Source organism: Malonomonas rubra DSM 5091 (assembly GCF_900142125.1).
Lineage (GTDB): Bacteria > Desulfobacterota > Desulfuromonadia > Desulfuromonadales > Geopsychrobacteraceae > Malonomonas > Malonomonas rubra.
In genome coordinates this window covers 18,724-31,060 of sequence record NZ_FQZT01000023.1, presented here as the reverse complement: position 1 = coordinate 31,060, position 12,337 = coordinate 18,724, and the positions used below count along the sequence as shown (strand labels likewise).

The 12,337-nt window shown below is 53.3% G+C and carries 11 protein-coding genes; 8 read left to right on the top strand and 3 right to left on the bottom strand.

Annotation, left to right across the window (positions count from 1 at the left end):
* Together BUB13_RS18680 and BUB13_RS17175 are read right to left on the bottom strand one after the other, a co-directional pair.
* Positions 1-217, bottom strand: a 217-nt coding sequence (locus BUB13_RS18680) for a transposase (protein ID WP_139249419.1), incomplete at its 3' end; no start/stop codon positions are given.
* A gap of 125 nt (positions 218-342) precedes the next feature.
* A complete protein-coding gene (locus tag BUB13_RS17175; protein WP_072909995.1) occupies positions 343-555 on the bottom strand; it encodes an SEC-C metal-binding domain-containing protein in 213 nt (70 codons plus the stop codon).
* Between the two features lie 277 nt (positions 556-832).
* Between BUB13_RS17175 and BUB13_RS17170 the strand changes: the two genes are divergently transcribed.
* From BUB13_RS17170 to BUB13_RS17155, 4 genes are read left to right on the top strand one after another with little or no spacing between them, the layout of a single operon-like run.
* Positions 833-2,368, top strand: a complete 1,536-nt coding sequence (locus tag BUB13_RS17170; protein ID WP_072909994.1) for a flavocytochrome c — start codon at positions 833-835, stop codon at positions 2,366-2,368.
* Positions 2,369-2,394: 26 nt separating this feature from the next.
* The gene (locus BUB13_RS17165; RefSeq protein ID WP_072909999.1) at positions 2,395-2,778 is read left to right on the top strand and encodes a cytochrome c3 family protein; all 384 of its coding nucleotides are present in this window, start codon (positions 2,395-2,397) and stop codon (positions 2,776-2,778) included.
* A gap of 56 nt (positions 2,779-2,834) precedes the next feature.
* Entirely contained in the window at positions 2,835-3,011 is a 177-nt protein-coding gene (locus BUB13_RS17160) for a twin-arginine translocase TatA/TatE family subunit (protein WP_072909993.1), read from the top strand.
* A gap of 14 nt (positions 3,012-3,025) precedes the next feature.
* On the top strand, positions 3,026-4,258 hold the full coding sequence (locus tag BUB13_RS17155; protein WP_072909992.1) for a bifunctional 3,4-dihydroxy-2-butanone-4-phosphate synthase/GTP cyclohydrolase II: 1,233 nt from the start codon (positions 3,026-3,028) through the stop codon (positions 4,256-4,258).
* Positions 4,259-4,268: 10 nt separating this feature from the next.
* On the opposite strand, the gene BUB13_RS17150 is transcribed toward BUB13_RS17155, so the two are convergent.
* Positions 4,269-4,616 (bottom strand): DsrE family protein, encoded by a 348-nt coding sequence (locus BUB13_RS17150; protein ID WP_072909991.1) that lies wholly within the window; start codon positions 4,614-4,616, stop codon positions 4,269-4,271.
* Positions 4,617-4,812: 196 nt separating this feature from the next.
* On the opposite strand from BUB13_RS17150, the gene BUB13_RS17145 reads away from it, so the two are divergent.
* The 4 genes from BUB13_RS17145 (at position 4,813) to BUB13_RS17130 (ending at position 12,332) form a co-directional block, all read left to right on the top strand.
* Positions 4,813-6,885 (top strand): serine protein kinase, encoded by a 2,073-nt coding sequence (locus tag BUB13_RS17145; protein WP_072909998.1) that lies wholly within the window; start codon positions 4,813-4,815, stop codon positions 6,883-6,885.
* Positions 6,886-6,893: 8 nt separating this feature from the next.
* Positions 6,894-8,276, top strand: a complete 1,383-nt coding sequence (locus BUB13_RS17140; protein WP_072909990.1) for a DUF444 family protein — start codon at positions 6,894-6,896, stop codon at positions 8,274-8,276.
* A 113-nt stretch (positions 8,277-8,389) separates the two neighbouring features.
* Positions 8,390-10,018: a SpoVR family protein gene (locus BUB13_RS17135; protein ID WP_072909989.1), complete on the top strand. Its 1,629-nt coding sequence runs from the start codon at positions 8,390-8,392 to the stop codon at positions 10,016-10,018.
* Positions 10,011-12,332: a serine protein kinase PrkA gene (locus BUB13_RS17130; protein ID WP_084092269.1), complete on the top strand. Its 2,322-nt coding sequence runs from the start codon at positions 10,011-10,013 to the stop codon at positions 12,330-12,332. Before BUB13_RS17135 ends, BUB13_RS17130 begins: the two co-directional genes overlap by 8 nt.
* The last annotated feature ends 5 nt before the right edge of the window (positions 12,333-12,337 follow it).

The following is a 12,337-nucleotide window of genomic DNA, read 5'->3' as shown; positions in this document are numbered from 1 at the left end:
TTCCATGAAAGATCGTTCCCGCAGTCACTGAGTGATGATGTTCGCAATGCCTGCAGAGATAAAGTCCTCTGGAACTCATCCAGTATTTATCGTGGCCGCAGCGGGTGCATTTAAATCCATCCGGCCAGCGAAGTTGAAGGAGATAGTCGAGACAGGCTTCTTCAGAATGGAACCTGCGGTCAAATTCAACTTCATTGTTTGGAAAATCTTCTATCATGGCTGGCCTCCTCTTTAAGATGAGACCAGTTTGTACCCACTACGTGACAGCTAATGTCTCAACTGGAGCGAAGTGGATAACCAGAAAGGTTTTTTTCGGCGAAACGCGCCGAATTAGCGGGGCTTTCATCGGAAAGCTTCGCTGATGGTTCCTTTACTGCGGTCGAGACCCAGTTCTTTTGCCCGCTTGCGGTCTGCCGGACGATGGCATTTTCGGTAGGCTTTGCCACTTCCACACCAGCAGGGATCGCTCCCTTGCAGATCCAGCATGCTGCGGGGATAATCTTCTGTCGTAGCCTGTTTGTTTCGGGTCAGAAGTTTCTTCCAGAACGGTTTCATGGCATCGATGCCCCTCGCTTGCTTCGTATTTTAACTCCCCCTATTAAAACACAAATTTCCCTATGAAGACACTGTCGGGTATGCCCTTTTACCCGATAAAACCCCGATAGCTCCCCTACGCTCCCCGATGAGTCAATGTTACGTTTTTTGCCAACGGGCGGTCCCTGCCCGTGGAGGTACAGGCGAAAAACAGTGGGCCACAAATCGAAGAGTTTTCTCGAAATTGGCTCTTTCCACCTGCAGCAATGGGTGACAACGACCTTATGGGAGGCAAGGAATGAAGGAAGAGAAAGGACATCAGGCGGATCGTCGTAAGTTTCTGGTTGGCATGGGTATCGCGGGCGCTGCTGCAACCGCAACTCTGGCTAGCCCGGCTTTGGCCGTAGCCGGCAACCGTTGCGAAACAAAGTGGGATCAGGAGCACGAGGTGGTGATTATCGGCTCCGGTTTTGCTGGCCTGGCTGCCGCGATTCAGGCCAAGCGACTCGGCGCCAAGAGTGTGGTTATTTTTGAAAAGATGGCGGTTTTCGGTGGTAACTCAGCGGTCAATGGTGGCCTGTTCGCAGCGCCCAATACCGCTTTGCAGAAAAAAGAAGGGGTCAAGGATTCCCCGGAGAGAATGGCCGCAGATCAAGCCAAGGCTGGCCGCGGAATCGCCAATGAAGAACAGCTTCTGCATGTTGCCAAGCGGGCCAACGAAGCCCTGCAGATGACCATTGATGCTGGTGCTGAATACTTCCCTTACCTGCAGCAGCTTGGTGGCCACTCGGTCCCTCGGACCTACCAGACCACCGTTGCGGTCGGCTCCGGAATTACCCAGCCGCTGCTTAACGAGTGTAAAAAACTGGGCGTTCGCCTGGTAAACCGGACCAAGTTTGAGAGCCTGATCTTCGACGACAAAGGCAAGGTTGTCGGCGCCAAGATCCGCGAAGGTTATTATTTCGGCCGTGGCAAAGAAGGCAGCCCGGTTAATGTCCGCGCTGCACGTGGTGTGCTGATCGCCACCGGTGGTTTTGCCCGCAACGTTGGTCTGCGCTCCGCTCAGGATCCGACCCTGACCGCCGAAGTCGGTTCGACCAACCCGCCGAACGCGACCGGCGAAGGTTTGCTCGAGCTGTTCAACGTTGGTGCCGTACCGGTGCACATGGCTCACATCCAGACCGGCCCCTGGGCTTCGGCTGACGAAGACGGCTTCGGTTATGTCTCCAATTACTCGATCTACAACTTCGCTCACTCGATTTCGGTCTTCCCGAAAACCGGCCGTCGTTTCATGAACGAGATTGCCGATCGTAAGACCCGCGCCGATGCCCAGCTGCAGTGCCGCGACGATAACGGCAACCCGCTGCCGCCGGTCACCATCACCAGCTACGAGCACGCCAAGCAGCACCCGACTATGAAGAAGGTTCTCAAGTATGGTGTCGGCTGGAAGTTCGACACCGTCGAAGATCTGGCCAAACATCACAACATTCCGGTCAAGGCCCTGAAGCAGCAGATCGAAGAGTACAACGGCTACGTCAAGAAGGGTGTTGACGAGCAGTTCGGCAAGCCGATGGCCAAAGCCAAGGACAAGTACCTCAAGGCGCCGTTTGTTACCGTCCGTAACTGGCCGAAGGTCCACTACTGCCAGGGTGGCGCTCTGACTGACGTTGAAGCCCGTGTCATCGATTCCAGCACATGGAAGCCGATTCCAGGCCTCTATGCCGCCGGCGAAGTTGCAGGTGGCATGCACGGTGTCAGCCGTCTCGGTAGCTGCTCAATTCCCGATTGTATGGTCATGGGGATGACTGCCGCTGAAAACATGATGAAGTCTTGATCAGAGTCGATAAGGAGAAAAAAATGATGTCATATAAAAAATTGATGTTTGCAGTGCTGCTCGTTTTTATCGCCTGCACTGTTCAGGCGCAAGAGACGCTCAAGCAATTCGACGGAATCAAGGGCAGAAGCTACCATGCCGATTTTTATGACGGCAAATCCTGTGATTCCTGCCACGACAGCAAGAAGCCTTTGAACCTGCCGGCAGACGACGCCTGCCTGTCCTGTCACGATCTGGACGATCTGATCAAAGCGACCGAGCGGGCAAAAGACGAAATGGGCCAGAACCCGCATAACAACATGCACTTCGGCAAGGACGTGCCCTGTATGGAATGCCACGGTGAGCACCAGCCGCGGGAGCACATGTGCCAGGGCTGTCACTCCTTCAAGTACAAGAAATTCAAGCAGTAAACAGAAATTGCAGCCCGGCCTACTCTGCCGGGCTGCACCATTTTAAGGAGCAAAAAATGTTCGGACTGGGTACGCAGGAGCTTCTCATTATTCTGGCCCTGGTGATGGTGGTCTTTGGCGCAGGCAAATTGCCGCAGGTTGGAACTGCACTGGGCAAGGGTATTCGCAACTTTAAAGCAGGCGTCAGTGACGCTGGTGAAGAGATCGACAAACTGGAAGAGCCACGGGCCTGAAAAGGGGTTTGGTAATGAAAATGGCAACCATCGAAGCGGCACTGGGAGATTTGCGCCAGGGGAAAATGATTATCCTGGTTGATGATGAGGACCGGGAGAACGAAGGTGATCTGGTTCTGGCGGCGGAATATGCGACACCGGAAGCGATCAACTTCATGGCCAAGGAAGGCCGCGGCCTGATCTGCCTGACCCTGACTGAAGAGCGTGCTGACCAACTGGATCTGCCGCCGATGGTGGTTGAGAATACAGCATCTTTCAGCACCGCTTTCACCGTTTCCATTGAAGCCAAACAGGGCGTGACTACCGGGATTTCAGCGGCTGATCGGGCACACACCATCCAGATGGCCGTTGCTGATGACAGTGGTCCCGATGATCTGGCCAGACCAGGTCACATCTTTCCTCTACGTGCCAAAGATGGTGGTGTGATGGTGCGTACCGGCCAGACCGAAGGCTCCGTCGACCTGATGCGCTTGGCTGGACTGAAGCCGGCTGGGGTGATTTGCGAGATCATGAATGACGACGGCAGTATGGCCAGGCGGCCGGAGCTGGAACTGTTCGCTGCTAAGCATGAACTGAAAATCGTCACCATTGCCGATCTGATTGCTTATCGTTTGCGTGAAGAATCACTGATAACCCTGGCGGCAGAGACAAAACTGCCGACCCGTTACGGCGAGTTCCGTCTCTGCGTCTTTGAGGATATGCAGAGCAAGGATCAGCATATAGCACTGATCAGAGGTGAGATCAACAGCGGCAAACCGATAATGGTGCGGGTCCATTCCGAGTGCATGACCGGCGATGTTTTCCGCTCCAAGCGTTGCGATTGCGGCGATCAGCTGCAGACCGCCATGGTGCGGATCGCTCACGAAGGCAGCGGGGTGCTACTCTACATGCGCCAGGAAGGGCGCGGCATCGGGCTGGTCAACAAGCTCAAAGCCTACGCCCTGCAGGACCAGGGGCTAGATACTGTTGAAGCGAACGAGGCCCTGGGTTTCAAGGCTGATCTGCGCGATTACGGCATCGGCGCGCAGATCTTGCGCAGTCTCGGTGTGCAGCAGATCCGCCTGCTTACCAATAATCCGAAAAAAATCCGTGGCCTTGAAGGTTACGGTTTAGAGGTTGTCGAGCGGCTGGCGATCGAGATCCCGCCGCTGGCTGCCAACCGCAACTACCTGCAGACCAAGCAGCAGAAGCTGGGCCACATGCTGGAGAAAGTCGGCGGTTCTTTCCTGTACGATAGGGTCGGCTGAGCGACCCTTTTCAGAACGTGATGATTTCGTAGCCCGCTTCCATAAAACTGGCCAGGCTTGGATGCCCGAGCATTTCATTATTGAGCGGTAAGCCCTGCTCTTTGACGCCATCAAGTGCCCCCAGTTTGGCGGCGCAGGCCTGGCAAACGCAATCGATCAATCCTTTTTCACAGACCTCCCGGTACATTTTGCTGAAGGGGTGGCTGTCGTTGTTCAGCTCGTTGACGACTTTGACTGCTGCTCCTTCAACGACGAGCTTCACATCATAGCCTTTTTCATTCATGTCGAGAGCATTCAGCAGAACGTGGACGAAACACATCACTTCGCCGTTGAATGCAACTAAGGCAATTTTTTTCACAGAAATTCATAGCTGTCAGCAGGAGCTAGTATAGCAGGCTCTCTGTGTTTTTGCGCCATTCGGCAGGTCGCTTTTGAGCCATGAGATTATAAAATATTTATCAAAAAATACCCCGTATACGGAAAAGTTTAAATTACCGGTTATAATTTCTAAACAGCTCGAAAGATTCAGAAAATTACCCACGGGAGGGTTAATGATGGCAACGACAAGAAACAGGAAACCGGACCTTTCACTTAAGAATCACTTGGCGGAGGTCAAGCAGGGCAAGCGCTGTTTTGAGAATGCATTTCAAGCAGTGGCGCGGATGATTCTGGCTGAACCTATTCATAAAGTTGTGGTCAATGGTCGTTCGACTTACGACTTTGAAATTTTCCGCACCGGCAGTAAACACGCTATCGGCATGTACGACGAAATTAACAGTTTCGTTTCCTTCGTCAAGGACGCGGCCGAGGGGGGATCATCCAAAGAGATGGCCTATGTGCTGGTCGGTGAGCCGGGCAACGGTAAAACTTTCTTCGTTGAATATCTGTGTGCAAAGTATCGCGATTTTCTCTTCAAGCCTGAGAATCGCAAATACACATTCCGTTTTGTCGGCATGGATCAGCTGGGCAGTTACGGCAAAATCAGCACCATCGAATCACAAACCTATGAAGACCCCATGATTCTGGCAATGAACCTGGGTGAAACCAGAGAGCAGAGCATGCAGCTGCTGAGGAAAACATACGGTTTCACTGATGCTCAAATCGAAGAATTTTATGAAAATTACCGCCCTCTGGGGGCCTGTAGCGCTTACATGCTTGATGACCTTCGCCGCTTTACCGGTGGTAAAGTTGAGGATGTGCTGAAGTCTATTGAAATCATTCCGGTACCTTTGACAGAATCCCTCGGCACCGTCACCGGCAAGTATGCGGCAAAGGACAAAATCACCTCGAGCGCCGTCGACCTGCTCGGTGAGGAGTCGATTCAGCGGTTGCTGCACATCACCGACACCAACAATCCCTACCGTTTTGATTTGCGTCGTGGAGCACTGGCGCGGGTCGCCGGCGGTGGTATCCACTTCTCCGATGAGATTTACAAGAACAAGAAAGACCTGGTGCAGGTTTATCTCGGCGTCATCCAGAACCGGCTGATCGAGACCGACGGCTACAAATGGCCGATCGACACCCTGATTATTGCCACCAGTAACAACGCCGAATTCAACCGCTTCCTCGCCGAGAAGGAAGAGGCTCCGATCATCGACCGTTGCCGCATCTGCTATTTCGCCCACAACACTAACTACCTGATGCAGAAGGATCTGACCGACTACGCTATCGGCAGCGAAACCAAAACCACCCTGACCGGACAGGATCTGCATCAGGATCCGAACCTTAACTACGCGGCCAGTGTTGCTGTTGTGTTGTCTCGTTTGCCACGCAGCGAAAAGTTGACGCCGATCGAAACGATGAAACTGGCGGCCGGGGAGGTCGCTGGGGAGAAGAGCATCAAAACCCTGGCCGAGGTGATCGATATTCTCAACCAGGAGCCAGACATTACCAAGCGCTTCGGACAAAAGGGCCTCGGTCACCGGAATCTCGGGCGAGCAGTGCAGCTGCTGGTCGAAGGAACCGAGACCAATGAAGGTCAGTGTATGTTCGCCTATGATATTTTTAAGTCTATTGAGCGGGTGATTCTCGATTATGTTTCCGACAACAACGATCGCTCCAAGTATCTAGATGATTTGAAACTGGCTAAGACGCTCTATCGCGAACGGATCATGACCGAGATGTTCAATGCTTATATGGATGAGCCGCAGGCGATCCGCAAAGACGTGATGAACTACGTCAATATGATCATCGGGACCGATGCAGAAAACCTCGGTCCGGACAAAATGTGGAAATATCGCGACCCACAAAATGGTGAGCTGAAGGCGCTGAAGATCGATCAGCGCTTCATCCACAGTGTCGAGGAGCGCTTGGGCCTGAAAACCGAGGAGCAGCGCGAGACCTTCCGTACTTCGATCCGCAAGATTTACGGCCAGAAAATCTCGGTCGATGCTGGTTACGATTTCATGGACAACCTGGAGCTGGTCAAAGCGGTCACTGATGTGCGCTTGAAATCGGATATTGCTGGAGCCGGATCACTGGTCGGCGCATTGGCTAACCGGACCAACGAAGAGAACCAGAAACTCTACGACCGGATGATCGACACCATGTTGAACCAACTCGGTTACTGCAAAACCTGCGCGCAGAAGACCATTGAATATTTCTGTACCCAGGAAGATGAAGGCTGAGCCTGAGCATGAAAAAATCGCAGCGCGAAAAATATTATCAGCAACTGCAAAAAGAGGGGCGTCTGTCCGAACAGGACGAAAGCGTGCGCGCCGAGCTGGAAGATGATCAGCTGCATCTGATAGCCGGAGCGGAAAGTGATCCCGACCTGCCGCCGCTGGCTGACCTCTACAGCAGTAACGATTACGTCATGCTGCATGGCATGGAACCTGGCCTTGGTCCACTACACAGCAGCATTCGCAGCATCGATGACCTGCTTGATCGCGACAAAATCCGCGAGCAGGATGGTTTCCCGCGCAAAATCAAGATCGGCAAACTGGTTAAACCGGGGCGTCGGAACGAAGAGAAGGTCGTGGTGGTGCCGAGCACGGTGGAGGAGAAATTTATTCACGACAATCGTTTCCTTGAGCAGAGCGAAGGTGGCGGTGGCGGTGGAGGCCACGGTGATGGTGAAGAGGGTGAGGTGATCGGTGAGCAGCCGGTGCGCCAGGGTGGAGAAGGTGAAGGCACCGGTGCTGGGCAGGGCAAAGGCGGATCCCACGATGTTGATTCAAACGCTTACGATCTCGGCCGAATTCTGACCGAGAAGTTCCACCTGCCGAATTTAAAGGAGAAGGGCAAAAAGCGTTCGCTGACCCGTTACACCTACGATTTGACCGACAAGAACCGTGGTTTCGGCCAGGTCCTGGATAAAAAGGCGACCCTGCGGCAGATTCTGGAAACCAACATCGGTCTGGAGAACCTGCCGAAGATCGACGAGATCGATCCGACCAAGTTCCTGATTGCGCCGAAGGACAAAGTCTATCGCATTCTCTCGCGCGAGAAGGATTACGAATCGCAGGCAGTGGTCTTCTTCATTCGCGATTATTCCGGTTCCATGGCTGGCTTGGCGACCGAGTTGGTGGCGACACAGCATATTCTCATCTATAGCTGGTTGCTCTACCAGTATGCCGGCCAAGTGGAAACCCGTTTCGTGCTGCACGATACCGAGGCGATCGAAGCGGACGATTTTTACACCTACTACAACTCGAAAGTCGCTGGCGGCACCCAGGTCGCGGCCGGTTACCGTTTGATCAACAAGATCGTCGAGGAAGAGAGCCTGGCGACCGATTATAACATCTACGTGTTCCATGGCACCGACGGCGACGATTGGGACCGCGAGGGGCGTGAAACCATTCCCGAGCTGAAGAAAATGCTCGCTTACGCCAGCAGGATTGGCATCACCATCGCCGAGCACAAGTACGCGACTCCGGGTGGGACCGAGGTGCAGATGTATATCCGGCGTTCCGGGTTACTGGAGCAGGCTTCTGATCTGCTGCGACTGGATAACATGCGTGAGGATTCTTCGGAAGACCGGGTGATCGAGGGGATTCGCAAGCTTGTTTCGGAATAAACTAAAAAATTCCCTCCCCTTTGAGGGGGGAGGGTTAGGGTGGGGGTGAAGCTCGAACATCCCCCTCCCCTCAATCCCCTCCCTCCAGGGGAGGGGAAGGATATGGCCACCATATGCAACTGATAGATCAAAAAACGAAAAAGATCATGGAAGGCTGCAAGGAGCGGGCGTGGGCCGCTGGTCTTTCCTTTGATGAGGAAAGCCTGGAATATGTCGTCAGCAATCGCGACATGATCGAGCTGATGCCGAAGAACATGATCCCGACCCTGTACGATTACTGGGTGCATGACGTCGAGGTGCTCAAGGAGAAGGGTAAGTACGAGCTTTATCCGAGCAACCCTTATGAGACGGTAATCAACACCCGGCCGGCGATTTCCTTCTACAACGACAATAACCCTGACTGGCTCAACGTGATGATTTTCTATCACGTTATCGGCCACATCGATTTCTTCCAGAACAACCTCTATTTCCGCCACACCTGGGAGTACGATCTTGCCGGGCAGGCGCTGGCCGACAAGCGGCTGATCGGGCGGCTGCGCTCAGAGCATGGCCGCTGGGTCGATTACGTCATTGAGTTCGCCCGGGGTATCGATAATCTGGTTGGGTATCACGCCGAGCTGGCCAAGTACAACCGCACCGGTAACGGGTGCTCGTCGCGGATGGATTATTACTTTGACTACTTCCTACAAGCGGTCAAGCAGGTTACAACCAGCGAATATGTCAAGCAGGTCGAGGCGTTCAACGAGTATTCGGCCAAGCATGGCAAGAAGCTGGGAGAACAGGCTTTTTTTGCCGATGTGCAGAAAAAACATCCCGAGTTCGATGCCTCTTACGAGAAGTACCTGGACAAGTACGAGCCGGACAGCCCCGACCTGCTGCAGTTTCTTATTGATCACTCGCCGTTTTTGAACAAGGACGAGAACAAGTGGATGAAGTCGGTGCTGCAGATTGTTCGCACCACATCGATCTACTTCCAGCCGCAGATCCGCACCAAGATCATGAATGAGGGCTGGGCCAGCTACTGGCACGAGACCCTGTTCCTGCAGGATGACCGGATCGGCGGGCACGAAGTCAGCTATGCCCGGGTCAACTCGTCAGTCACTTCGATGCCACGTGTCGGTCTGAACCCTTATGCTCTCGGCATGCGTATGTTCTACAACCTTGAAGAAATGGCCGATCGTGGCTGCTACAGTTACGATTTTCGCCGCTTGAGCAATGCCGAAGCCCGCAAGCAGTTTGATCGGAAAACGGGAACCGGTCGTGATTTTATTTTCAAAGTGCGGGAAAATTTCTGTGATTTCACTTTTATCAACGATTTCGTCGATCAAGATTTCGTCGATAAGAACAACCTGTTTGTTGTTGGCCAGCGGCTGAATAAAGAGCGGATGACCTGGCAGTATTATGTGCGCAGCCGTAAGGCGGAGGCTTATCGGCAGATGCTGTTCGCTTCACTCTATCATCCGCCGGTGATCGAGATCGTTCCGGAGAAGTCGACTGATGGCTGCCTCTATCTGAACCATCGCCATGAAGGCAAGCCGCTAGTCAACGAGTATATCGCCAACACCATGCTCGGTATCGAGTATCTCTGGGGGAATCCGGTCAAGTTGGAGACGAACGAGGCCGAGGTGAAAGCCGGAAGTGAAACCAACGACGAGGAGGGACCGCAGGTGACCTGGCGGCGGGTGTGTTACACGATGAAAGATCGTCAGTTCAGCAGGGAGGCCCTTGAGACTGATGACTGAAGAGAAGAAAACGGCCATTGAGCTTGGCTCGAATATCGATATTGCCATGCAGCGCTTTCTGCATGTACAGCAGGGAGCACAGAACAGCGGGCTGATCAGCTTCGCCGAGTATCTTGAGCGGGCCGGGGAAAACCCGATCAGCGCTGTGCGCAATATCTTCCAGGTGTTCCACGACCTGATCAATGATTTCGTTGTTAAGGGGGTGGACGAATATCCGGATGACCCGGAGTCGATCGGTTACGCTGACTATGATACCAGCCAGTTGTTTGTCGAGGGCGCTGATAACCCCTTCTTTGCTGATCGGTTGTTTACCAACCGGCTGGTGACATTAGCCGAGAACTTCCGCCATGGCACCCAGCAGAATAAAATCTACATCTTCAAAGGGCCACACGGCTGCGGCAAGAGTACTTTCCTCGACAACCTGCTGAGAAAGTTCGAGCAGTACGCCAACAGCCCGGAGGGTTGCACGTACGAAGCAGTCTGGCGGCTTGACCGTGAGCTGCTCGGTAACTTTACGGAAAAGGAAACCGATCGTTTTCTCGGCAAACTGTCGAATCTGCTCGACGAGTACGAGCTGCGGCAGAGCGACCTGATCGAAGCGCAGAAGGTCGCCTACCAGGGGGATCAGTTTATCGAAGTGCCCTGTCCCAGCCATGACAGCCCGATCCTGATGATTCCGCGCGAATATCGCCGCTCTTTCTTCGACGACCTGTTCAAAAACGATGAGACCAAGTGGAAACTGTTTACCGAGAAACAGTATGAGTGGGTGTTCCGCGACTCCCCCTGTACCATCTGCACGCAGATTTACGAAGCCCTGCTCAGCCGGCTGAAAGATCCTCTTCAGGTGCTGCAGATGCTTTTCGCCCGGCACTATCGCTTTAATCGGCGACTCGGGGAAGGGATCAGCGTTTATAATCCCGGCGATAAAGCGATCAAACAGAATGTCTTGGGGAACGAGATGCTGCAGGGGCGGATCAACGGGCTGCTGCGTGACAGTAACCAGGTGCAGTACCTGTTCTCCAATTTCGCCAAGACCAATAACGGTATCTACTCGCTGATGGATATCAAGGGGCACAACGTCGAGCGCCTGCTCGAGCTGCACAACATCATCAGCGAAGGGGTGCACAAGGTCGAGTATATTGAGGAGAAGGTCAACTCCCTGTTCCTGGCACTGATGAATCCCGAAGATGAAGAGAGCATCAAGGATCTGCCATCACTCTCCGATCGCATTGAGTACATCAAAATTCCCTACATTCTTGATTTGCGCACCGAGGTGGAGATTTACCGCAACGCTTTTGGTCGTCATATCGACGACCGTTTCCTGCCGCGAGTGCTGCACAACTTTGCCCGGATTATCATTTCGACCCGCCTGAACCAGAGTTCCCCGGCGTTGATGGAGTGGATCGGGCACCCGGCCCGTTACAGCCGCTACTGCGACGAAAAACTGCAGTTACTGAAGATGGAGATCTACACCGGCAACATCCCCGAATGGCTGGATCAGAGCGACCGTAAAGGGCTGACGGCACGGCGCCGCCGACGGATCATCAACGAGTCGGAAAACGAAGGGGTTACCGGCTTCTCCGGCCGCGACTCGCTTCGTATCTTCGGCGAACTCTTTTCGACCTACGCCAAAGAGGGAGCAATGATCGATATGGCGACCCTCTGCAGTTATTTCCGCAAACATGAAGACTGGATGAAGCTGATTCCGGCCGGCTTTCTCGATTCCCTGTTGCACATGTACAACTACACCATCATGCAGGAGATCAAAGAGTCGCTCTATTATTACAATGAAGAGCAGATCTCCCGTGATCTGAAAAATTATATTTTTGCCGTTAATTTCGAGAAAGACAGCGAGGTTGACTGTATCTATACTGGAAATCGGCTGAAGGTCGATGAGAATTTCTTTGCCCCGATAGAGGCTCGTCTGCTGGCGAAAGATGCTGATCGTGAGCGGGTCCTGATGTTCCGTAAAAGCATTCAGAAGGAGTACGCCAGCCGCACCCTGACGCAGGAGCTACGGCTTGAAGGCAAGGAGATGACAGAGACCAAGCTTTACCAGAATTTGTATGAGCGCTACGTCCATCATTTAAAAGAGAAAGTGCTTGAACCTTTCCTCGAGAACGAGAACTTCCGTCGCGCGATCAAGGATTTCGGCAAGGAAGACTTTAAGACTTACGACAATCGTATCCGCAATGACGTAACTTTCCTAATGGACAACCTGTGCGAGAAGTTTGACTACTCGAGGCTTGGAGCAAAAGAGGTCTGTATCTATCTGATCGATAATGAACTGGCGCAGAAGTTTGCCAAGGAGTAGCGAGC

What these genes read in the sequence shown, in the direction of transcription:
- BUB13_RS17165 (WP_072909999.1), top strand. Translation starts at nt 2,395, where the DNA reads ATGTCATATAAAAAATTGATGTTTGCAGTGCTGCTCGTTTTTATCGCC.
- BUB13_RS17135 (WP_072909989.1), top strand. Translation starts at nt 8,390, where the DNA reads ATGCAACTGATAGATCAAAAAACGAAAAAGATCATGGAAGGCTGCAAG.
- BUB13_RS17145 (WP_072909998.1), top strand. Translation starts at nt 4,813, where the DNA reads ATGGCAACGACAAGAAACAGGAAACCGGACCTTTCACTTAAGAATCAC.
- BUB13_RS17170 (WP_072909994.1), top strand. Translation starts at nt 833, where the DNA reads ATGAAGGAAGAGAAAGGACATCAGGCGGATCGTCGTAAGTTTCTGGTT.
- BUB13_RS17130 (WP_084092269.1), top strand. Translation starts at nt 10,011, where the DNA reads ATGACTGAAGAGAAGAAAACGGCCATTGAGCTTGGCTCGAATATCGAT.
- BUB13_RS17175 (WP_072909995.1), bottom strand. Translation starts at nt 555, where the DNA reads ATGAAACCGTTCTGGAAGAAACTTCTGACCCGAAACAAACAGGCTACG.
- BUB13_RS17140 (WP_072909990.1), top strand. Translation starts at nt 6,894, where the DNA reads ATGAAAAAATCGCAGCGCGAAAAATATTATCAGCAACTGCAAAAAGAG.
- BUB13_RS17160 (WP_072909993.1), top strand. Translation starts at nt 2,835, where the DNA reads ATGTTCGGACTGGGTACGCAGGAGCTTCTCATTATTCTGGCCCTGGTG.
- BUB13_RS17155 (WP_072909992.1), top strand. Translation starts at nt 3,026, where the DNA reads ATGAAAATGGCAACCATCGAAGCGGCACTGGGAGATTTGCGCCAGGGG.